General features: G+C 40.9%; 22 protein-coding genes and 1 pseudogene. 3 read left to right on the top strand and 20 right to left on the bottom strand.

The annotated features are described in order from the left end of the window. Window positions 1–172 precede the first annotated feature (172 nt). Complete coding sequence (locus tag DX073_RS08680; RefSeq protein WP_115007472.1) at window positions 173–598, bottom strand: hypothetical protein; 426 nt, start codon at window positions 596–598, stop codon at window positions 173–175. A 148-nt stretch (window positions 599–746) separates the two neighbouring features. Between DX073_RS08680 and DX073_RS08685 the strand changes: the two genes are divergently transcribed. Genes DX073_RS08685 through DX073_RS08695 form a run of 3 tightly spaced genes read left to right on the top strand, consistent with a single transcriptional unit; the run spans window position 747 to window position 2,994 of the window. Continuing rightward, a complete protein-coding gene (locus tag DX073_RS08685) occupies window positions 747–1,964 on the top strand; it encodes a PAAR domain-containing protein (protein WP_115007474.1) in 1,218 nt (405 codons plus the stop codon). Then, window positions 1,957–2,457 carry a hypothetical protein gene (locus DX073_RS08690; protein WP_115007476.1) on the top strand — a complete coding sequence of 167 codons (501 nt, stop codon included), beginning with the start codon at window positions 1,957–1,959 and terminating at the stop codon, window positions 2,455–2,457. Before DX073_RS08685 ends, DX073_RS08690 begins: the two co-directional genes overlap by 8 nt. A 60-nt stretch (window positions 2,458–2,517) precedes the next feature. After that, window positions 2,518–2,994, top strand: a complete 477-nt coding sequence (locus DX073_RS08695; protein ID WP_147279709.1) for a hypothetical protein — start codon at window positions 2,518–2,520, stop codon at window positions 2,992–2,994. Between the two features lie 95 nt (window positions 2,995–3,089). Here DX073_RS08695 and DX073_RS08700 read toward each other — a convergent pair whose 3' ends face one another. The 19 genes and pseudogenes from DX073_RS08700 to DX073_RS14320 all read right to left on the bottom strand — a co-directional run. Beyond that, a complete protein-coding gene (locus tag DX073_RS08700; protein ID WP_115007479.1) occupies window positions 3,090–3,572 on the bottom strand; it encodes a hypothetical protein in 483 nt (160 codons plus the stop codon). Window positions 3,573–3,592: 20 nt separating this feature from the next. Beyond that, on the bottom strand, window positions 3,593–3,970 hold the full coding sequence (locus DX073_RS08705) for a hypothetical protein (RefSeq protein ID WP_115007480.1): 378 nt from the start codon (window positions 3,968–3,970) through the stop codon (window positions 3,593–3,595). An 84-nt stretch (window positions 3,971–4,054) separates the two neighbouring features. Next, a complete protein-coding gene (locus DX073_RS08710; RefSeq protein WP_115007481.1) occupies window positions 4,055–4,525 on the bottom strand; it encodes a hypothetical protein in 471 nt (156 codons plus the stop codon). A gap of 15 nt (window positions 4,526–4,540) precedes the next feature. Then, window positions 4,541–6,451, bottom strand: coding sequence for a T6SS phospholipase effector Tle1-like catalytic domain-containing protein (locus DX073_RS08715; protein WP_115007482.1), 1,911 nt, complete (start codon window positions 6,449–6,451; stop codon window positions 4,541–4,543). Between the two features lie 8 nt (window positions 6,452–6,459). Further along, complete coding sequence (locus DX073_RS08720; protein WP_115007484.1) at window positions 6,460–7,509, bottom strand: DUF2931 family protein; 1,050 nt, start codon at window positions 7,507–7,509, stop codon at window positions 6,460–6,462. Further along, window positions 7,499–10,228 carry a type VI secretion system Vgr family protein gene (locus tag DX073_RS08725; RefSeq protein WP_115007487.1) on the bottom strand — a complete coding sequence of 910 codons (2,730 nt, stop codon included), beginning with the start codon at window positions 10,226–10,228 and terminating at the stop codon, window positions 7,499–7,501. Before DX073_RS08725 ends, DX073_RS08720 begins: the two co-directional genes overlap by 11 nt. 153 nt (window positions 10,229–10,381) lie before the next feature. Then, window positions 10,382–11,377 carry a T6SS immunity protein Tdi1 domain-containing protein gene (locus DX073_RS08730; RefSeq protein WP_115007489.1) on the bottom strand — a complete coding sequence of 332 codons (996 nt, stop codon included), beginning with the start codon at window positions 11,375–11,377 and terminating at the stop codon, window positions 10,382–10,384. Then, window positions 11,377–11,679: a polymorphic toxin type 15 domain-containing protein gene (locus DX073_RS08735; protein WP_115007491.1), complete on the bottom strand. Its 303-nt coding sequence runs from the start codon at window positions 11,677–11,679 to the stop codon at window positions 11,377–11,379. Before DX073_RS08735 ends, DX073_RS08730 begins: the two co-directional genes overlap by 1 nt. Continuing rightward, on the bottom strand, window positions 11,666–12,358 hold the full coding sequence (locus DX073_RS08740) for a hypothetical protein (RefSeq protein WP_115007493.1): 693 nt from the start codon (window positions 12,356–12,358) through the stop codon (window positions 11,666–11,668). Before DX073_RS08740 ends, DX073_RS08735 begins: the two co-directional genes overlap by 14 nt. Before the next feature lie 2 nt (window positions 12,359–12,360). Further along, entirely contained in the window at window positions 12,361–13,779 is a 1,419-nt protein-coding gene (locus tag DX073_RS08745) for a hypothetical protein (RefSeq protein ID WP_115007495.1), read from the bottom strand. Beyond that, complete coding sequence (locus tag DX073_RS08750) at window positions 13,763–16,579, bottom strand: type VI secretion system Vgr family protein (protein ID WP_115007497.1); 2,817 nt, start codon at window positions 16,577–16,579, stop codon at window positions 13,763–13,765. Before DX073_RS08750 ends, DX073_RS08745 begins: the two co-directional genes overlap by 17 nt. Before the next feature lie 153 nt (window positions 16,580–16,732). Continuing rightward, window positions 16,733–17,710, bottom strand: a complete 978-nt coding sequence (locus tag DX073_RS08755; RefSeq protein WP_181814405.1) for a PoNe immunity protein domain-containing protein — start codon at window positions 17,708–17,710, stop codon at window positions 16,733–16,735. Next, the gene (locus DX073_RS08760; RefSeq protein ID WP_115007501.1) at window positions 17,662–17,928 is read right to left on the bottom strand and encodes a hypothetical protein; all 267 of its coding nucleotides are present in this window, start codon (window positions 17,926–17,928) and stop codon (window positions 17,662–17,664) included. Before DX073_RS08760 ends, DX073_RS08755 begins: the two co-directional genes overlap by 49 nt. A 355-nt stretch (window positions 17,929–18,283) precedes the next feature. Continuing rightward, the gene (locus DX073_RS08765) at window positions 18,284–18,559 is read right to left on the bottom strand and encodes a hypothetical protein (protein WP_147279710.1); all 276 of its coding nucleotides are present in this window, start codon (window positions 18,557–18,559) and stop codon (window positions 18,284–18,286) included. A 103-nt stretch (window positions 18,560–18,662) separates the two neighbouring features. Then, window positions 18,663–19,322: pseudogene (locus tag DX073_RS14730) on the bottom strand (DUF6402 family protein). A gap of 482 nt (window positions 19,323–19,804) precedes the next feature. Further along, window positions 19,805–20,056: a hypothetical protein gene (locus tag DX073_RS08780; RefSeq protein WP_115007509.1), complete on the bottom strand. Its 252-nt coding sequence runs from the start codon at window positions 20,054–20,056 to the stop codon at window positions 19,805–19,807. A 263-nt stretch (window positions 20,057–20,319) separates the two neighbouring features. Further along, entirely contained in the window at window positions 20,320–20,544 is a 225-nt protein-coding gene (locus tag DX073_RS08785) for a hypothetical protein (RefSeq protein WP_115007511.1), read from the bottom strand. Between the two features lie 317 nt (window positions 20,545–20,861). After that, window positions 20,862–21,131, bottom strand: a complete 270-nt coding sequence (locus DX073_RS14530) for a phage baseplate assembly protein V (protein WP_220186740.1) — start codon at window positions 21,129–21,131, stop codon at window positions 20,862–20,864. Window positions 21,132–21,259: 128 nt separating this feature from the next. Then, window positions 21,260–21,661: hypothetical protein (locus DX073_RS14320; RefSeq protein WP_220186734.1), on the bottom strand; the 402-nt coding region annotated here is incomplete at its 5' end.

A 21,661-nucleotide genomic window follows, 5' to 3' on the forward strand; every position in this document is an offset into this window, starting at 1 on the left:
ACACTTGGGTTAAAACGTTCGCCCCAATCCTCCTTTTTTGACTGTACGAGCGTGAGTGTAGGGGTCTGTGTAGCCCCCTACATGACAACAACATCATACCGCAATATTATACACAAGGGCGTTTACGACCACGGCTGTCTTTGCAGGTGGGCATGATAGATTCATGGCGTTTCTAGTATTCTAAATCTTTAACAGGAATGGTAGGAACACCATTTTTACAAATAAAGTCATTTAAAGCTAAGGGTAATTGGAGTTTGGTTGTAAAAGCATTTAATTCTGCCTCACTACGGATTTCACGACCTTGGCAGTCTTTGGGAAGTTTGGGGGCGTCGCCATCGCAGATAAAGTTACCACCAATTTCACGGGGAAGACCGTGTTTTTCTAGATAGCTATTTCCTTCATGAGCATGTATAAATCCTTTTTGACAATCAAACCTCGCCTCACCTCGAGCATTTTTAAATCTCTTTGATTTACCATTTGCCCCTGCTTCTTGACCGTAGCCTCTTAGACCTTTAAATGGGTCGCAGGCGGTTAGGGTAAATGATGATAAAAGGATTGATAAAAGGATTGATAAAATAAGCATGGCTTTGGTTTTCATAAGGTCTCTCCTTATTTAGTCTTGATAAACGGCTCTCTCAATATACAAACACAGAGCAAGCTAACTTTTACGATAGTGTGCCACAAACATGATTGATATCAACTTTGTTTAATGATACGATAATCATATCGAAAGTTTATAGAGAGTAATGATTATGTCTGTTTATCCTGCCATAAGACAAGGCGATACTACGACACATGGTGGTACAGTCATCACCGCCTCCTCTAATTTAAATATTTATGGAAAAACAGGCGCTTGTATGGGCGATATGGTTACTTGCCCAAAATGCCGAGGTACCTTTCCTATTATTGAAGGTGCCTCTAGCGCCAATACCTTTGGCAAATCTTTAGCATTAGATGGCATGATGACTGCTTGTGGTGCTAAACTCATTGCCTCGCAATCACAGTTTGTGGTAGAAATAACAAAAGGTAAGGGTGCTGCTCACAAAGCTTCCAGCAACACCGATTCTGCCACACCTTTGTTTGATGAACAGTTTGTCCTGCAAAGTGAAGACGGTACATTGCTTACAGGCATGGTATATGAACTAAAATTTTCAGATGGCTCTATCATTAAGGGGGTAACCTGCGATGAGGGTTGTACAGAGCGTATACAGGCAGATACCGCCTTGGAATTGGTAGAAATTAGTTATCCTGTACTTATACCCCCCTCCCAAGGGGACTGCTGTAGTGCAAGTGCAGAGATTGCCATGTATGATTTGCCTATCAATCAATACCAAAGTCAGCCTACCCTACTTACCAATTCACTGATTGGCATTTCAAAGAAAATATTGCAACTTATTTTTGGTAAATATAGAGGGCTTACTGCAAATGAGCGTAAGCTTGTCATGCCGATATTTAAAGACAGCATTGACTATGATAAAGTTAAGATTCATCATGGACGATTTATCCCAATCTTTCAGCCCAGTCAAACTGCCATGACACCCTTTGGTACCATTCATTTTCCTGACGATATTTACGAAGAGGATTATGCAAATCCGATTCAAAATTTAATAAATCCCAATATAATCCAACATCTTTTTGTTCATGAAATGACCCATGTGTGGCAGTACCAATTAGGTTATTCACCTTTTTTAAATGGCATTATTATTGCACTCAAAGGGGGATATATAAATAATAAAGCTTATGAGTACCTTTCTAAAGTTCAATCCAATCAAGACTTATCTGACTTTAATATGGAGCAGCAAGGAAGTATTATTGCAGATTATTTTATAGACACCACAAATAACCATACATCTCCTAGTCCTCATCCATACACAAAAGGAATGCCTCTTATTGATAGCATTTTAAAAGAATTTAAAAACAACCCTTCCAATAAACAACTACTTCCAAGAGATAATCATGCTTAAGATACCTTTTTATTTACTTGTATTGTTATTCTCTAGTCATGTTCATTCTACATCAACTCTTGCCAAAGAAGATGGTAAAATACTTATTATCCTAAAAAATAATTACCCCTGCTTTTATTTAACAGATAATGAGCCCATTTATCATATTGGGTTAGCTTCTAGGGGATTGGATGGTTATAAGTACAATTATTCACATAAAATTGGCGAAGAAAAATTTGGCTTTAGTGAAAGCACTTGTATTACTGTAGACCATCATAAAGACTTTCCCTACAACACTCCGTTTAGTGTGTATGTCGGTGGTTATAATAACGCCTATATACAAAATAGTCCAAATAACATACAAGGAAATAGAAGTAGTAGCCACATTTATTCTACTACCAACTTTTGTATTTTAAAAACAGAAAAAACACGACTGGTCAAAGCCAGAAAATCGCATTTTTGGGAGACTGGTGGTCAATTTAAATGCACCGCTCAGGACTGGACACCAAAATGATGATTACCTATTCTTAATTATCTACTCTTTGTGATTGCTAAATTCACCCAATAACACGCAATGATGTATAAGTTTTTTATTATTTTAATGACACTATCCCCTCTTTCAATGGGTTATGCCAATTCATTTGTTAATCTTAGTAAAGAAGATGGCGAAGTGTTGATTTCTTTGGTGGATAATTATCCCTGTTTTAGTCTAAATGCTAATAAAGAAATCAGCAGTTTTTATCTTAGGGATATGGGTGGCGAAGACCCAAAATTACTACCATTACAAGAAAATAATTTTCATTATAATGGTCATTGTGTTAGTTATGGCTATGATGTTTCACATAAATTTATTTACAATAGCTCCTATGAAATATATATAAAAGTCGCCGCCGAAGATATGAAAAAATACCGTTATCGTTATCATAAGGCAAGCTTTTGCGTCCTAAAATCCCAAAAAGGAACAACACGACTGGTTAAAGCCAGAAAATCGCATTTTTGGGAGACTGGTGGTCAATTTAAATGCACCGATCAGGACTGGACGCAAAAATAATTGCCACTTGCCCTTAAAATAAACATGATTTAACCAAGAAAGCTCAGATAGTAAGTCTATAACTGTAGTCGTATACCCCACATCATACCGCAATATTATACACAAGGGCGTTTACGACCACGAGAATCTTTGCAGGTGGGTTTTTCTCTTTCCATCTGCTTCCATGTTTCTAGCTGTATTGCAGGAATGCGTGGCTGACCATTCACGCATTCAAAGTATTTTAGACCAATAGGAAGTTGATGTTTTTCCCAAAAAGCAATAAATTGTGCCTCACTACGAATCTCCCGACCTTGACAGTCTTTGGGGAGTTTGGGGGTGTCGCCATCGCAGATAAAGTTACCGCCGATTTCTAGGGGGAGACCATATTTTTCTAAATAACTATTGCCTTCATGGGCATGTATAACATTATCTTTACAAGTCCAAACATCTCCCCCTCTAGCATTTTTAAATCCTTTAAATTTCCCATTTGCCCCCGCCTCTTGTCCATAATCTCTTAGACCTTTAAATGGGTCGCAGGCACTTAGAGTTAGAGATGATAAGCTTATCATAATGATAAGGCAGATGTTAAAAGCTTTCATGGCATTGCTCCTTGTGTGATTTAGCCTTGATAGACTGTTCTATAAAATTGATTGGTTTTTGGGTTGATGTGGGGAACGCTGACATAAGCCAGTAAGAGACTGGCTGGGTCTCTTTTCATGGTGCTACACCAGTGTAGGTAGTCGTGGAATAAGATTTTGTTTTTGTCTATGTCTTTAATACCAACATAGTAGTCTTTACCCTCTTGTGTGCCATTGATGATATTTTCATTAACAAAGTATTGGGTTTTGTTGGTTTTAAAGTCCTTATATCGTTTCATAGCCTCGCCAATCAACTCTTCGGAGAATGCTTGAAAATAAGGGTCTTTGACTTTATCGGCATGGTATTTGTCCAAATTATAATTACGATTGACACCAATATCAGTCATAATGTCAAACATCAGTTTGGTGGCGATTTTGGGGTAGTGTAAAAAGTATAAAAGTAGCGTGAATTTGGTTTGTTCACGCTACTTAATTATCTATCATTAGACACAAGGGCGTTTACGACCACGAGAATCTTTGCAGGTGGGTTTTTCTCTTTCCATCTGCTTCCATGTTTCTAGCTGTATTGCAGGAATGCGTGGCTGACCATTCACGCATTCAAAGTATTTTAGACCAATAGGAAGTTGATGTTTTTCCCAAAAAGCAATAAATTGTGCCTCACTACGAATCTCCCGACCTTGACAGTCTTTGGGGAGTTTGGGCTTGCCATTTTCACAGATAAAGTTACCGCCGATTTCTGGGGGTAGGTTATAATATTCTAGCCACGCACCGCCATCACTGGCAGGTATTATTTCCTTTTGACAGCCTAAAATCTCCCCCCCCCTAGCATTTTTAAATCTTGGTGTTGGCTTACCATTCGCCCCCGCCTCTTGTCCATAGCCATCTAGCATGCCACAGGCAGTTAAAGAAAGTACTGATGATAGAATAAGGGATAAAATTGTGATGTTCTTCATAAGATTGCTCCTTGTTTAGCCTTGATAAACGGTTCGGTAGAATTGATTGGTGTTTGGGTTAATTTGGGGAACACTGACTTGTGTGCCAATCAGGCTTAAAAACTTTCTATCCATACTGCTACACCAGTGTAGGTAGTCGTGAAATAGGATTTTTCTTTGTTGGATATCTTGAATGCCAACATAGTAGTCTTTACCCTCTTGTGTGCCATTGATGATATCATTATCAACAAAGTATTTGGCTTTGTTGGTTTTAAAGTCCTTATATCGTTTCATAGCCTCGCCAATCAACTCTTCGGAGAATGCTTGAAAATAAGGGTCTTTGACTTTATCAGCATGGTATTTATCTAAATCATAATTACGATTCACCCCAACCTCTGTCATGATGTCAAGCATCAGTTTGGTGGCGATTTTGGGATAATCGGGGGAGAGGGTTTTAATACGACCTTCTGGATTAAAATGAGGTTTTCTATGCACCTTAATTTTTTCCATCGTCAAGACATCATCATCAATCTCAATCTCGTTTTTGGTTTTGTCAGTAGATTCTACAAACCAACCTTGCTCTACCAAGCGTCTTTTGATTTCTTTGAACTCTGCTCGTTGTAGATTTAGTAAGGCTTTTTCTTCGGCTCGAATTACCTGTGAGAATGCAAGTGGCGAAAATAGTTTTAACTTGGTTAATGCCATAAATGGTGTGGAAAGTAGATTGTACTTTTGACAAATGGTTGTGCGGTCTTCGACATGCTTTAAGTTCCAGTCCCGCTGTCCTGTCTTAGGATTAACATCTTCATCTTGCACCCACCTTGTCTCCAACCCATCACCAATATCGGTATGACAACCCGGTAGGACAACCTCAAAGCCACAACCATTTTGAACCGCACTGGCAATGGTGGTGGTGGCAAACTTTTGGCGAAACTCATGACCTGCGACAATGTGGACGACTTGATTGGGTCTGCGATGCTCATCAAAGCACAGCTCTTGTTTTTCATCAATTACATCATCATTGTGGTTGGTGCCGATGGAGCTGACGGTATCAAAGAGTCCGACAAACTTAACACGGAATTTTACGCCAAATTGGGTCAAAGTGATAGGATTGTCAGATGAGTTACCAAGCATGTCATCCACTTCTTTGGTAATATCTTTGTCATGCCCATAGTTTAACACACGATGAACAAACATACGAGCGGTGGCAGCCCCCCGACTAAAACCATAGACATTAAAACTTACCAAGCAATCTGATTTAATGTTTTTTTGTTGGAGTGTGACATAAATTTTTTGGAGCATTTGGCGGAGCTTGCTTTTTACACCTGAATTAAAAAAATCCCATTTGTGTATTGATGTTGCTCCCACACCCAAACCTGCACCCCAAGCACTGTCATTTGAATATCTGTTATTCTCAATGGCAATGTCTTTATTGGGTTCCTTGGCATTGGTGTTGCCGTATTTTTGAACTTTGTCTTTTGGGAGTTGATTTAAATTCTCGTTGGTAATGTCCACAGCCTCAGGCGTGATGGTGCCTGAGCCATCAACATACAATGCTACCATGCGTTCATTACCGCCAAAAGCTCGTGCCAGTTGGTCTACGCCTGTGGGAGCTCGGGCAAAGCTGGTATTTCCTCCTTTGTAATCCTCCCCAAGTAGGCGACCTTCAAGGACTTTCTGAGCAACTATTTTGTCATCATCCCACGGTTGCCAAGTCTTTTTTTGGTTCTCAGGTTTATTAAGTAGTGCACTCATATCCTCTTCTTTATGACTATTATACCTATCACTATTATAACGACTGTTCCAAGTGCCGTCAAAGAAAACATTGATTTCCAAGCAATTGACCGTGCATTCAACACAGGAGTTATCTTTGGAGTTACTCGTGCCTTTGCCGATGCTTTTTTGGGGAGTTTTCCCTGTGTTTGTGTTGGTATTTGTGTGTTCCATATATCCTCCTATTTAAACCAAGGATACTCATCATCGGCAAGTGTCTTTGTGATGATGTGAGCATCTAGTGCTTGTTCTTTGTGTCCATTGGTCAAAAATACAGCATCCGCCATATCTTTGGTTAGGTTAATAACCAATGCGGTGGGTCTGTTTGAGCTAAAAAAGCCTTTGAATACCTCAAACACCGCCACATCATCCTCGGGCTGTTCGGTTCTACCAAACTGATGATGAGATAGGTTAACCACTACACAATGTCGCTGATTGTTTTTTCTAAAAAAGAGTTCTATCCAAGCAGGGGCAGGTTGTAGTTTTGGGGAGGTATTTGTGCTTTGTTTGTCTGTTGATGTTAGGTGCAAAGATGATTCGCCATTGACATAAGCAATTTGATGGGCAAATAGTGCAACATCACAGGCGATATGCCAAGCGAATTTGCGTTCACTGTATTCTTGCCATCTGGTTGGTAAATTGCCGTTTTTGATTTGTTCTTGTACTGCTTTTGGTGCTTTTGCTAATTGTTTGGCAATATACTGTTCCATTGTCATCAAGTCAGGAGAAAAATGGTTGGTTAGTGCAAAAAACTCCCAAGAAGCATTTGCCACCTCTGCTTTATGTGTACTAAGCTCTTGTATATGATTGCCAAACCCTGCTCGCAGACTCACAAAGCCATGTGGAGCGATGGCAAACTGAATGGTAATAAGGTTTTTGATAACCTGCTTATTCGTATCAAGTGTTTGCTCTGCCAACGCTTGCAATGACTGTATGGGCAACAGTAGGACAGCATGATAAAAACAAGACTCTGCAAAGGATAACCACATCAGTTTGACACCCACAGGCAAAAATGTGGGACTGCTGGGTGAACCTCCGATGGTATCTACTGCACCATTACGCCAACCACCGCCAGCTTGGGCATAAAAGCCCACTCGTTCATCCCCCATCTCATCAAAGAACCAAAAACTCTCTCCTGCCACGAGCTCTATCGGGTAGTGTGTGGGGGCAAGCACTTGGGTGTTCCACATAACTTTTGTCAGAACATTGTCTTGTTTTGTACTATCTGTCATCTAAAAATACCTCCAAATCGTCTGTCAAGCCACCTGTAAAGATACGCTCGGTCTGTCCATCTTTGTCAGTGACACCATAAAACACTTCGCCTGATTTACTGACAATCTTGTAACGTTCGTTTGCCAATATATTCCCATCCATATCCCTAAGCACAAACATCTCATCATTAAACAATGGACTGTTTGTCTGTATGGGCAAACTGTTTGCCCCTGAGAGTTCGTGGCTTGTGGCAAGAGCCTTCCAGTCGCCATCTGTACCCTGTTCAATGCCTTGTGGGGTAATGCGAATATAGCTGCCTCCTGCATTGATGAGAATGCCTTGTTTGGCGGTGATTTCTACCCAGTCGTTGTTTGAATGGATTTTGATGTTGTTGAGTGCCAGTACATCAATACCATCGGTTTGGGCATCGAGCTCAATTTTTCCTTTGGCAGCAAACAGACGAATACCTGCCAACTGAGCAAAGAAACGGACAGCCCCTCTAACAGTGGCAAGCAGACTTTTGCCAGCACTTAGGCTAATGTGCTGTGAGGCGGTTACGGCAGTATGATGAGCAGATGCCAAATGAAGTGATTTGTCAGACAAGGCTTGTATGCCCTCTGGGCTATGTAGGGTTAGCTGTGGCGATGAGATTTCTTTGGTGTCGCCTGCACCACGAAGTGCCTGTAACTGCTCTGAGAGTTTTTGGGCAACAGCGGATTGGTCATCTTCTTCTTGGGCTTGATGGGAGATGGCCGAGTTTGCTAGATTGGTGTGCTGATGATAGGCGGTATCTGCAATGCCAATCGGTTCTTGGATATCTGTCAAATGAGACTGTGCCTGTGTGCGTGCTTGGGTGGATAACAAAAGTCCCCTACCCGCTCTTACCACCCCATGTCCATCAGTTCTCACCTCAAAGCCCTCGCCTCGGTATTCACCTCGTCCTTGGGGGGTGGTAAGACGTCTGATGTGTCCTAGGTTAATCTCGGTGTGTAGGTGGTCGGATTTTAGGTGGGTTTGCAGTTTGTCTTTAGTGTCATCCATGATGAGTTGGTTGGATTTGTCTCCCCCATACTCTTTGGAGCGGATGCCAGAGAGGACTTTTTCATGAGGGAGGGTGTATAGAGGCATGTTGTTTGGATTGGTCAAAGAGCCTGCCACATAGGGCATGTCAGGATTGCCTCCAAAGAAGTCAATGATGACCTCTTGGCCTGCTCTGGGTAGTGCAATGTGCCCATAGTGATCTCCTGCCCAGGTACTGGCGACACGAAGATAGCAGGTGTTTATCTGACTTAGGTCATCTTTGTCATCACCGGTGCGATTGTCTACAAGGTGTCTTTGGGTGAGTGTGGGTTTATCCCAGTGAAACTTGACTTTGATGCGACCGTATTGGTCGGTGTGTATCTCTTCACCTTCTGGGGCGACGACAGTGGCGGTTTGGGTACGGGCAATGGGTCTTGGGCAGGGGGTTGTGGGCACAAGCGGATGTGTGGCAGGGTATGCGGTAAAGCTTGTATCAGCGGTATAGTACTGATGGGTGTTGTTGTCTTCATCGATGGGTTTGATGCTCATCTGTAAGGCGTAGACAACCCAGTCGGTATTCATGCTTTGATGAGGGTGACCTGTTAGGGTAAATAAATGGGCAACCTGTATGCCCTTTAGTCTGCCATGTGCGGTGGCACTTAGGCTTTGATGCCGATAAGAGGCGATAAGCTGTTCGTTTTTTGTGGCCAGCTCATCACCCCCCGCTCGTCTGCCTTGATGCCATTCATAGCGTTGTAGGTGATGGATGAGTGCCTGATGTGGTTTGTGTGTGTCAGTTTGCACCCCTTTTATGGTATCATGAGCCATTAGGGGTTCATTAGGGGTTTTAAACTGATAATCAGATAAGAGACTTTGGGCACAGGTCAGTCTGCTTTTGGGGTTAAAGTGTTCTAGGTATTCAGCATACTCTGGCATACGCTGATTGGGTGGATAGAGCGTCAAGGTGTCATAAAAGGGATTGGCGTGTCTTTTTAGGTGACTGACATGGTCGGTGATGATTAGGGTGTGATTGTCTTTGGTGTGTTCAAAGTAAAAGCTGATGCCATGCTCACTCATGAGGCGAGTGATGAATGCGTAGTCTGATTCGTCATATTGGGTTTGGTAGTCTTGTTCAGGATAGTCATGGATGAGTTCAAACTGCCAAGGATAAGGGTAGCAGGATAACACCTCTTCGATGATTTGTGGGATGGATTTGTGTTGGTGGATGTGGTAGTTATTTGTTTTGGTGAGTAGGTAAGTCCATGGAGATAAGGTGAGTTCATAGACGGCATGCCTGTTGTGTGTGGTGAGTTTGGCACAGCTGGTGATGATGCCATGTCTTGTGACTTGTCCTGTGATGGTTCTATCATCGATGGGGTGTTTGTCATTTAAGTCAAGGGATATGCCTAAGGGCGTGCCGATGAGGGAGCTTAGGTCTAAGTGAGAGGCGACGCTTTGGTAGGAGGTGGTGCCTTGGTGGGGGGTACCCTCTTTGGGGTGGATGATACTGCCATGATAAGCTTCAAAACTGACATAACCTTCTAGCCCCTCTATACCATGGGCAGGGTTGCCATGTTCGTCTTTGGCTTTGACGATGAGTTTGTATTCAAACAGTCCGTTGATACTCTCTACCCCTTGTAAGCTGTCGAACCATAGATAAGGCGTGCCAGATACACTTTTGGGCAGATAAACAGAGTGTAGATGAGCACGATGGTTCATGGGATGTCCTTATTGAATGATTGAATGGTTAGGTGGGGTTAATGAGAATGATTTAGGAGTGATTGGATTTTAGCATGGGAGGTGGGAGGGGGTCAAGGGGGGGGGTGAAAAAACACAGCTAGAAGCTGTGTTTTTTGGGGTGTGTTTAACGGATTATTTTTTTGCATTGGCGAGGATTTCTTCTGGGATGAGACTGATGCCATGCTCTGTGAGTTTGCACCAAACATAAGCCTGTGATTTAGATAAGTGGCTTGGGGTTGGGTAAATGGGTGATACATCACCGATGTTTAGGTAGATGATTTTTTTAGTCATGCGGTCTTGGTAATAACCTGATACAGTAGCAGGTTGTCCTTCTTGGATGATGCAGGTTTCATCATATTTGGGTGGGGTGGTTGGTGGGCTATTTTGAGAGGCAACAAAGGCGGCAGCACTCTCTGGGGTGATACCTAGATTGTCCACCACCCTGTTAATGTCCATCATAATCTCAAAGGGTTCTAACTGCGTGATAAAGTTAATGTGTTCAAAGATATTAACCTTTTGGACATTTTGTAGAAGTTGCTTACCACCTAAGGCGATGGCTGGCACAAAGGCATACATCTCATCTTCTTTGAGTTTGCCATAACTGGCAAGACAGCGGTTAAAGAGGGGGGTGCGGTGGGTGTCGGTTAAATCATAGGATTTTTCGCCTCCAATCTCTCTAATAGCACCATTAACTTCTACAACTATGTTAATGGCGTGCTGTCTTTGCGTTAGTTGGCGATTGTCTTCAATAGCTGGAAAAATACGAATATAATCCAAGACAATGGTTAAATGAGACCTGGTGTACCTACCCATCACCTTCAACTCCCCAAACGCCGTTCTGCCCAGTACATACCAATCATCGTGGGCATAAAACGGCGTAGGTTTTAAAATCTCATCAAGCAGGTCAGCATAATCATCAGGATTTACCAGCCAAAATCCGCCATTGTCAAAACAGGCAAAGCCGATTTGCTCCCAAAGATACCACAACGGTCTTGGAAAAAAATCACCATAGGTGTCTATAAAGGCTTGGGTGGGTTTGGCACCTGTTTCTATTTTGATGTTTTGTGATTGCCAGTACTTCAAGTACTCATCAACTTTTTGCTTAGCATCTAATTCTAAGTCCTGCATTATTTACACCTCTCTAATTTAACATTCATACGCGTGTTGGCTCGCTCACTTTCGGGAATTGCTTTGATGGCTTCATCAATAGCACCCACTCGGGTATGCCCTTTGTCCGATGCGTCTATTGTAGCATCATCAGGCACATTTTTCCATTGACTGCCAATAGAAGAATTGACATTTGTAAGTCCCATGTCCATAGGGACTTTGCTGTTAAGGTTACCATCAAGGATTTGGTCTGGGTTATGTAGGGCGGCTAGGGTTTTATAATAATTCCTGAGAAAATACCTTGACCAATCAATTGGGATTATATAAAGTAATTACTGTTAATTTGTTATACTCAGCACAATATGCCATTTCCACCATACCATAAGGAACTTCTTTTTGTCTAATATCACAAGAATAGTTGCCCTTAAGACTTGGAGTATTCATTAGGTTTTCAAAAAATTTTTCAGGATTATTTTCTCCGCCTAATCTAATAATTTGATAGATATTATATCTATCCAATTCATCAAATTTTATATCGTTTAAATGCCCTTTAAGATATACAATATCATCTTTTCTAATATTTTTTGTGTAATGAATAGGAGAAAAATTATATATTATCTCGGATGTGTTGCAGTAGTTAATTCTACCAAAAATACTATTATCTTCATCTTTTGAAAATTCTTGACTAGATATTAATCTTTTTTCAACTTTTTCTGTAAAAAACCAATTATCAATATCATACTTGTCAATAGATAATTCATTAAAAAAACTTTTATTATTAAAACTAGGATTTTTCGAATAAGGTAATTGACAATTATCAGAGCATTCGTAAGGAAAAATGTATTCATGTAAGTCAAATGATTTTTGACATTGAACTGTGCTAAAATCAAGAAATTCTCCTTCTTTATTATTTGATTTCAATGATAATAACTCCTGATTAATGCCATTATCTTGACAGGCAGTTAAAAAAGAAAAAACTATGACTATAAAAATAATTTTCATTATTAGTTCCCCTTGTAGTAAAATGCTTTGACAACACTTTGGTCTTTTTGCATAATATACCATTCATGACGCATGAACAATCTTCTTATATATTTATTTTCACTTCCATCTTTTCTTTGGAGATAATCCATGACTTTATTGCTATAACCTTGATGAAACTGAAATTTGTTAGCATCAATACTTTCAAAGACGTGAAACAAACCAAAACTATGCCCTAACTCATGAGCCAGGGTATCATTTCTTTTTTTAGCAGGTTTAAAGATTATGATATAATTACCAAATTTGAATTTACCTGACGAGTTGTCATAAGACGCGAGACCATTATAACCGATATCAAAATCGGTAATAAAAACAAAAGTTCTTTTATTATTAGAATCATCCAATTTAATAACTTTCCCCCTATCATCTTTCGGTTGTTTATCGCCATACTTTTCATATAAATTTTTAATACCATTTAATATAAAATCAGTTGCAGACATACCAACATAGTTTTTTTCATCATATTGACCCAAAAAACTCCTCACCTCCTGATGTGTTTTAGAAAGTTCAACCAAGTCAAACTTTGTTTCCAATACCACCTCAGCTCTGATTAGAGCTTGGTTAAAGAACCGTCTTTTTAGATAATACTCAACATCACCGGAAGGACTTGGAAATATTGGACTGTTTGCATTCGAACGCACTTTAACCAACACCAACTCCGATTTATACGTAATATTATTTTTATGCACCATTAACATACCTACTAGAATTTTTTGTCCTTTTACATCAACATGAATATTAATACGAGCATGTTTAGTTAGCACGGTATTGGGTTTAAGCTTAATAACCACCTTTGTTTTTTGAGCATAAGCTGGGTTTAATGTGTGCTGTACCCGCTGTTTTTTCATATTAGATCTTTTATCTATATCAAAAACCTTTCTTGTTCCTTGAAAATCGCTAACAGGTATAACCGTTGGGCTAACTACAATCTTGTCATCGCTCGCACTAAGCAACAAAGTGGTATTATAATCCAAACCTTGATTGTAATTTTCATGTATTTGCAAATTGAGTGCAATTCCCTCTGCATGCATATTGGAGCCTCCCGCAAAGATATCATTGGTTGTATTGGGAAACATATAAAGCCAAGCAGGTATATACCCAAATTCTTTAAGGTAATTGCCTGTGACTTCTTGCCAGTAGGAATCTTGTAGTGCCACTACGTTTTTGGCAACCGTTTGATATTGCCCATTAATTTTCTCAATTGGATAAAAATCTTCATCTCTAGGATAGTCAAATCCATATCTACCAAGCTTATCTTGGTTATTAATATCAGGACTTCTAAAATGTACAGTAAAATTAGGTAAACTAATATTAACATGCCTTGTTGGGTTATTAGTACCTGTTATTGCTGAGCTGACAGGCTCTCTAGATGTTGCTGACATTATTTTCTCCTATTTCCAAATCAAGATGTATATCAATAACATTGGGGTTGTCTGTATAAAAAATTTGCGTCCAACCTTTTTCATCAGTAACCCCCTCAATAATTTCTCCTGTAAGCTTATTGGTCGCTGTATAGGATGTAAATGATAAAGGTGTTTTATAGTCATCTTCAAATAAAAAACGTATGCTATTTTTCCTCGGCAACCTCGGCACCTCATACCCCACATACTCACCCCCCTCCATCACCTTCTCATTGCTCTTAACCCTAAACACCCCAGGTGTTGTGATAAACACGCCTTGTTCGTTCATTTTAAACTCAGAACCACAGATGTTGATGGATAATTGAGTGGGGCTTGTGATTTGGATTTTACCTTCTGTTGAGATAATCTCTATGTTGTCTTTGGCGATGTGTTTGATGTTGCCTTGTTGGGCTTGTAGTTCTATGTCGTCTTTGGCGGTGTAGTGTTTAATACCTCCTGTTTGGACAAAGACTCTGATGCCGTTTTGGACGGTTAGATTGTACTTTGAGGTGGTGGCAAGGCTTAGGTCTTTGTTTGTGGTGATGGCAAGGTTGTTGTCGGTGGTGATGTGAATGTTTTGTTTGGCAGTTAAGGTCATGCCCGCCAGTGAGCTAAGGACGATGTGTGGGTTTGACAGCTCTGGATGACTTAGGGTGTCATCTAAGTCGTCATCGTGGTGATTGACATGGGCATGATGGTCATTGATCTCCCTACCTGTCATGCTTGTGTTAAGCCCATCTAAGGTGGGCATGAGGGTATTATCCAAGGCTCGCTCTTCGCATTGTGCTTGGATGCTACTTTGTATGAGTGATGAGTGGGTGCTTGTGGCTTGTTCTAATTGACTTGTGGTCTCTTTGATGTCTTTGATGTGACTTGTGGCATGTGGCCTCCCATGCGTGGTAATCACCACACCTTTATCTGCTCTTACCACCCCATGTCCATCAGTTCTCACCTCAAAGCCCTCGCCTCGGTATTCACCTCGTCCTTGGGGGGTGGTAAGACGTCTGATGTGTCCTAGGTTAATCTCGGTGTGTAGGTGGTCGGATTTTAGGTGGGTTTGCAGTTTGTCTTTAGTGTCATCCATGATGAGTTGGTTGGATTTGTCTCCCCCATACTCTTTGGAGCGGATGCCAGAGAGGACTTTTTCATGAGGGAGGGTGTATAGAGGCATGTTGTTTGGATTGGTCAAAGAGCCTGCCACATAGGGCATGTCAGGATTGCCTCCAAAGAAGTCAATGATGACCTCTTGGCCTGCTCTGGGTAGTGCAATGTGCCCATAGTGATCTCCTGCCCAGGTACTGGCGACACGAAGATAGCAGGTGTTTATCTGACTTAGGTCATCTTTGTCATCACCGGTGCGATTGTCTACAAGGTGTCTTTGGGTGAGTGTGGGTTTATCCCAGTGAAACTTGACTTTGATGCGACCGTATTGGTCGGTGTGTATCTCTTCACCTTCTGGGGCGACGACAGTGGCGGTTTGGGTACGGGCAATGGGTCTTGGGCAGGGGGTTGTGGGCACAAGCGGATGTGTGGCAGGGTATGCGGTAAAGCTTGTATCAGCGGTATAGTACTGATGGGTGTTGTTGTCTTCATCGATGGGTTTGATGCTCATCTGTAAGGCGTAGACAACCCAGTCGGTATTCATGCTTTGATGAGGGTGACCTGTTAGGGTAAATAAATGGGCAACCTGTATGCCCTTTAGTCTGCCATGTGCGGTGGCACTTAGGCTTTGATGCCGATAAGAGGCGATAAGCTGTTCGTTTTTTGTGGCCAGCTCATCACCCCCCGCTCGTCTGCCTTGATGCCATTCATAGCGTTGTAGGTGATGGATGAGTGCCTGATGTGGTTTGTGTGTGTCAGTTTGCACCCCTTTTATGGTATCATGAGCCATTAGGGGTTCATTAGGGGTTTTAAACTGATAATCAGATAAGAGACTTTGGGCACAGGTCAGTCTGCTTTTGGGGTTAAAGTGTTCTAGGTATTCAGCATACTCTGGCATACGCTGATTGGGTGGATAGAGCGTCAAGGTGTCATAAAAGGGATTGGCGTGTCTTTTTAGGTGACTGACATGGTCGGTGATGATTAGGGTGTGATTGTCTTTGGTGTGTTCAAAGTAAAAGCTGATGCCATGCTCACTCATGAGGCGAGTGATGAATGCGTAGTCTGATTCGTCATATTGGGTTTGGTAGTCTTGTTCAGGATAGTCATGGATGAGTTCAAACTGCCAAGGATAAGGGTAGCAGGATAACACCTCTTCGATGATTTGTGGGATGGATTTGTGTTGGTGGATGTGGTAGTTATTTGTTTTGGTGAGTAGGTAAGTCCATGGAGATAAGGTGAGTTCATAGACGGCATGCCTGTTGTGTGTGGTGAGTTTGGCACAGCTGGTGATGATGCCATGTCTTGTGACTTGTCCTGTGATGGTTCTATCATCGATGGGGTGTTTGTCATTTAAGTCAAGGGATATGCCTAAGGGCGTGCCGATGAGGGAGCTTAGGTCTAAGTGAGAGGCGACGCTTTGGTAGGAGGTGGTGCCTTGGTGGGGGGTACCCTCTTTGGGGTGGATGATACTGCCATGATAAGCTTCAAAACTGACATAACCTTCTAGCCCCTCTATACCATGGGCAGGGTTGCCATGTTCGTCTTTGGCTTTGACGATGAGTTTGTATTCAAACAGTCCGTTGATACTCTCTACCCCTTGTAAGCTGTCGAACCATAGATAAGGCGTGCCAGATACACTTTTGGGCAGATAAACAGAGTGTAGATGAGCACGATGGTTCATGGGATGTCCTTATTGAATGATTGAATGGTTAGGTGGGGTTAATGAGAATGATTTAGGAGTGATTGGATTTTAGCATGGGAGGTGGGAGGGGGTCAAGGGGGGGGGTGAAAAAACACAGCTAGAAGCTGTGTTTTTTGGGGTGTGTTTAACGGATTATTTTTTTGCATTGGCGAGGATTTCTTCTGGGATGAGACTGATGCCATGCTCTGTGAGTTTGCACCAAACATAAGCCTGTGATTTAGATAAGTGGCTTGGGGTTGGGTAAATGGGTGATACATCACCGATGTTTAGGTAGATGATTTTTTTAGTCATGCGGTCTTGGTAATAACCTGATACAGTAGCAGGTTGTCCTTCTTGGATGATGCAGGTTTCATCATATTTGGGTGGGGTGGTTGGTGTTGGCTTAGGACTGTTTTGTCTTGCCCACGCCACCAAATCTTTGGGGTAATGGATGAATTTGTGCAAGGGTGTATCGTCCAAATCAAAAAGATAGACAAGGCATGCTGGCACAAATTCCCAGTAGCCAAAATAGCCGTATTCATCTTCCATTCTAAGATGGCTGTTATGCCATAGCTTATCATTGTGGTATTCGTACCATTCTTCTAGGTTTTGTCTTAGCTCATCGATGATGGCGTCTTTGATTTTTTGGGTGTTGCCTGTGTTGTGATATAAATCATCTAGGCAGTCACAGATAATCGTATACCAAGGGTTGTTGTATAAACCACCGTCCACATTGCCAGCTCGCACTTCTTGCACAAGACCACTGATTCTAAACAAACGGTCAGTCATTGCATCGGTGGCATCAAAGACATCTTGGTTTTGACCTTCTGCCAACAGCTTAATTTTAGGTAATAAATCACGGCAATCTAACAAATAGGCTAGACTGATAAATTGTAAGACTTTGTCAGAATTAGAACCTAAAACACTTGGTAGACTGCCTTCATCATAATGATGTTTGGCAATGGCGGCAGCTTCATTTTCTTTGCATTCGATACATTTGTATAGATAAGGAATCAGAGTCTTGATGTCATCACCTGCGGTATAGGCAAGTAGGAGTTGTCCGTAATATACATCAAATAGGATTATCCAGTCTGGCTGTAAATCCACAGACAAGAAATTAAATTCATCCACATAAGGTTTTGGTCTTGTATACTGTAATCAACAACATCATCATAGTATTCTTTCATTTTTTCATAATAATCCTTGGTCATAAACTTCTGACGGCGTTTTGGATAAAGGCGTTTGGCATGATATGCTCCTAGGTTGGTGTTAATCGGATTATTTTGCTTGTTTAGCTTGAGTTTTTGGTTTGTTGGCATTGGCAACACGGGTATTGATGGATTTATCATATCTGCGTCCCGTCCAATGAAAGGTTGGGGTGTGGTCTGGTTCGTGGTCTTGTCGTTGACGAGCTTGTATTAATATCAATTATCCTACCGACCGATAACTTGCCATTATTATAAACAAAGAGTACAACTAACAAAATTGAATTTTGCTACGGGAAATCATTCACTCGAGCTTATAGAAAGGTCATTTTCGTTATTGTTTGACAAACCTTACTATGAACTGCAAACGTAGTACTTTTTTCATTTTGCAGAGTGTATATTTACTCCTGCTCTATATAAGAATAAATTGGAGTTTGTATTGCTCTTGAAAAAAAATAAGAATCCTCTAACACTACCTCACACTGTTCATGCATAACTCTCAATTCATCTTTTTATCCTTCCAAGTAAAACACAACTTCATATAATCTGCATCAAAAATATCCTCTTGATAAAAATTATTTATCATTAGGTAGTCTACCACCTTTTTCTCTTTAGGACTATAAAAAAACACTAAAGAGTAAAAATTACTGCCATAAAATGTCAGATGACAACTAAAAAACAGATGTTCTTTTTTTATTTTTTCTGACCATCTAAATTCCAATGTTGACATACCATAACACCTGTCATCAAAATTATTTAAATTAACTTCTTTCATTATTTTTTGTGCTTGAAAATAGTAAACAATATAAACAGAAAACCATGCCATGGCAACAAATATTATGAAATTAATAATATAAAAATTCTTGATTTATTCATTCTTATCCTCCTAATATTTTATCCACTTCTTTCTTACTTATCTGAAAAAATGAATTTTTGTTAGATTCAAGTTTTATTAAATGTGGTTTTGTCCAAATCACCATATCTTTGCCTTTATTATGTTTTTTACGATAAAGTTGATAGTGCTGATTAAAAATTGGAAAAAATAATTTCTCGGGAATAAAATACTTTTCCGTTGTTCCTGTATCATCAACGACAACGGTCATCATGCTGTTTTAATATCATCTTTATCATATAAGGAAAAAGTCATATCATTTTATTCCAATGACCTAAATAGTCTCCTTTCCCTTATTTCCATCAATAATAAAATCGTAGCTGTCTATTGCATAACAATATATGGATTTTATGTTTATTTTATAGCTATCATTACTCTTAATATAAGAAACACTATAATCTCCAATAGACGCATAGATATTGAACGCTCCAAATGCAGCCCATAAATCATCAATGTTAAGAGAGTTGGATATATATGTTGCTGATTTTGCAGGGAAAGAATTATCAATTGCCTCCCTTTGTATTTGCCAATCTCTATGGAATGATTTTAATAATTCTATATCAGCTCCTCTATAGTAAGAACTCGAGAACTCATAAGTGTCAGAATCCTCAAAATTAAAAGGGGAAAAAGATAGTTTTTTAATGATTTAATAATAACTTTTTTTGATTTTTCTGTTAATAAATTTGCAATTAGATTATTTAATGCTTGATTATAGCGTGGAAATTTTGATAGCCATTCATGATTAATCTACTAGGGTTATAATAATCAAGTTTTGGATTTGAATTACCCCAACCTCCTCTTTTATCCGATAAAGTCATTTCTAAATTAGAATCATTGAACCACTTTCTTTGCAAAAAAGCCGCTTGTACCCACCCTTTACTTTCCATCACATTGGTATATCTGTTAGTTTGAAAAAATTAGTTGTGGTTGATATCTTACTGTTTTTATTATAGGTTTTAAAGTTGCAGTACATAAATCCTGAGCACTACACTTTATATAATAATTGTGCCATCAGATTTTTTTCCTGATATATTGATGCTACCATCTTTATTAATGGTTGCATCATCTTTAGTAAAGTAAAATATATTATCACTCATAATTAACTCTCTATAAATGCACATTAATCAATTAATGGTTCCAAAGGTATAGAAACATTAATGTTACTTCTTCAGCTTCTTCAGATTTTATCATACCTGTTAAACCCTTGGCATCTGTATTGATTTTTTGAATTTTTCCATTTGATCGTCTAATCCAAAAAGTTTGATTGGATAGCGGTCTTTGAGTCTCTTTATCAGCAACATGAAAGCCTTCAGAGTAATCACCAATCTGTATATCAGGTAATTCTGGCACCTCATACCCCACATACTCACCCCCCTCCATCACCTTCTCATTGCTCTTAACCCTAACACCCCAGGTGTTGTGATAAACACGCCTTGTTCGTTCATTTTAACTCAGAACCACAGATGTTGATGGATAATTGAGTGGGCTTGTGATTGGATTTTACCTTCTGTTGAGATAATCTCTATGTTGTCTTTGGCGATGTGTTTGATGTTGCCTTGTTGGGCTTGTAGTTCTATGTGTCTTTGGCGGTGTAGTGTTTAATACCTCCTGTTTGGACAAGACTCTGATGCCGTTTTGGACGGTTAGATTGTACTTTGAGGTGTGGCAAGGCTTAGGTCTTTGTTGTGGTGATGGCAAGGTTGTGTCGGTGGTGATGTGAATGTTTTGTTGGCAGTTAAGGTCATGCCCGCCAGTGAGCTAAGGACGATGTGTGGGTTTGACAGCTCTGGATGACTTAGGGTGTCATCTAAGTCGTCATCGTGGTGATTGACATGGGCATGATGGTCATTGATCTCCCTACCTGTCATGCTTGTTTAAGCCCATCTAAGGTGGGCATGAGGTATTATCCAAGGCTCGCTTTCGCATTGTGCTTGGATGCTACTTGTATGAGTGATGAGTGGGTGCTTGTGGCTTGTTCTAATTGACTTGTGGTCTCTTTGATGTCTTGATGTGACTTGTGGCATGTGGCTCCCATGCGTGGTAATCACCACACCTTTATCTGCTCTTACCACCCATGTCCATCAGTTCTCACCTCAAAGCCCTCGCCTCGTATTCACCTCGTCCTTGGGGGTGGTAAGACGTCTGATGTGTCCTAGGTTAATCTCGGTGTGTAGGTGGTCGGATTTTAGGTGGGTTTGCAGTTGTCTTTAGTGTCATCCATGATGAGTTGGTTGGATTTGTCTCCCCCATACTCTTTGGAGCGGATGCCAGAGAGGACTTTTTCATGAGGGAGGGTGTATAGAGGCATGTTGTTTGGATTGGTCAAAGAGCCTGCCACATAGGGCATGTCAGGATTGCCTCCAAAGAAGTCAATGATGACCTCTTGGCCTGCTCTGGGTAGTGCAATGTGCCCATAGTGATCTCCTGCCAGGTACTGGCGACACGAAGATAGCAGGTGTTTATCTGACTTAGGTCATCTTTGTCATCACCGGTGCGATTGTCTACAAGGTGTCTTTGGTGAGTGTGGGTTTATCCCAGTGAAACTTGACTTTGATGCGACCGTATTGGTCGGTGTGTATCTCTTCACCTTCTGGGGCGACGACAGTGGCGGTTTGGGTACGGGCAATGGGTCTTGGGCAGGGTTGTGGGCACAAGCGGATGTGTGGCAGGGTATGCGGTAAAGCTTGTATCAGCGGTATAGTACTGATGGGTGTTGTTGTCTTCATCGATGGGTTTGATGCTCATCTGTAAGGCGTAGACAACCCAGTCGGTATTCATGCTTTGATGAGGGTGACCTGTTAGGGTAAATAAATGGGCAACCTGTATGCCCTTTAGTCTGCCATGTGCGGTGGCACTTAGGCTTTGATGCCGATAAGAGGCGATAAGCTGTTCGTTTTTTGTGGCCAGCTCATCACCCCCCGCTCGTCTGCCTTGATGCCATTCATAGCGTTGTAGGTGATGGATGAGTGCCTGATGTGGTTTGTG

Origin of the sequence: Moraxella lacunata (assembly GCF_900453205.1) — a bacterium.
Taxonomy (GTDB): domain Bacteria; phylum Pseudomonadota; class Gammaproteobacteria; order Pseudomonadales; family Moraxellaceae; genus Moraxella; species Moraxella lacunata_B.

Bases quoted from the DNA above. Each gene is read 5' to 3' on its own strand.
- DX073_RS08740 (WP_115007493.1), bottom strand. From the start codon at position 12,358: ATGAAAATTATTTTTATAGTCATAGTTTTTTCTTTTTTAACTGCCTGT.
- DX073_RS08685 (WP_115007474.1), top strand. From the start codon at position 747: ATGATTATGTCTGTTTATCCTGCCATAAGACAAGGCGATACTACGACA.
- DX073_RS08700 (WP_115007479.1), bottom strand. From the start codon at position 3,572: ATGAAAGCTTTTAACATCTGCCTTATCATTATGATAAGCTTATCATCT.
- DX073_RS08760 (WP_115007501.1), bottom strand. From the start codon at position 17,928: ATGATAAATCCATCAATACCCGTGTTGCCAATGCCAACAAACCAAAAA.
- DX073_RS08730 (WP_115007489.1), bottom strand. From the start codon at position 11,377: ATGCAGGACTTAGAATTAGATGCTAAGCAAAAAGTTGATGAGTACTTG.
- DX073_RS08680 (WP_115007472.1), bottom strand. From the start codon at position 598: ATGAAAACCAAAGCCATGCTTATTTTATCAATCCTTTTATCAATCCTT.
- DX073_RS08745 (WP_115007495.1), bottom strand. From the start codon at position 13,779: ATGTCAGCAACATCTAGAGAGCCTGTCAGCTCAGCAATAACAGGTACT.
- DX073_RS08695 (WP_147279709.1), top strand. From the start codon at position 2,518: ATGATGTATAAGTTTTTTATTATTTTAATGACACTATCCCCTCTTTCA.
- DX073_RS08780 (WP_115007509.1), bottom strand. From the start codon at position 20,056: ATGGAGGGGGGTGAGTATGTGGGGTATGAGGTGCCAGAATTACCTGAT.
- DX073_RS08705 (WP_115007480.1), bottom strand. From the start codon at position 3,970: ATGTTTGACATTATGACTGATATTGGTGTCAATCGTAATTATAATTTG.
- DX073_RS08690 (WP_115007476.1), top strand. From the start codon at position 1,957: ATGCTTAAGATACCTTTTTATTTACTTGTATTGTTATTCTCTAGTCAT.
- DX073_RS08785 (WP_115007511.1), bottom strand. From the start codon at position 20,544: ATGACAGGTAGGGAGATCAATGACCATCATGCCCATGTCAATCACCAC.
- DX073_RS08720 (WP_115007484.1), bottom strand. From the start codon at position 7,509: ATGACAGATAGTACAAAACAAGACAATGTTCTGACAAAAGTTATGTGG.
- DX073_RS08715 (WP_115007482.1), bottom strand. From the start codon at position 6,451: ATGGAACACACAAATACCAACACAAACACAGGGAAAACTCCCCAAAAA.
- DX073_RS08725 (WP_115007487.1), bottom strand. From the start codon at position 10,228: ATGAACCATCGTGCTCATCTACACTCTGTTTATCTGCCCAAAAGTGTA.
- DX073_RS08710 (WP_115007481.1), bottom strand. From the start codon at position 4,525: ATGAAGAACATCACAATTTTATCCCTTATTCTATCATCAGTACTTTCT.
- DX073_RS08750 (WP_115007497.1), bottom strand. From the start codon at position 16,579: ATGAACCATCGTGCTCATCTACACTCTGTTTATCTGCCCAAAAGTGTA.
- DX073_RS08765 (WP_147279710.1), bottom strand. From the start codon at position 18,559: ATGAAAGAAGTTAATTTAAATAATTTTGATGACAGGTGTTATGGTATG.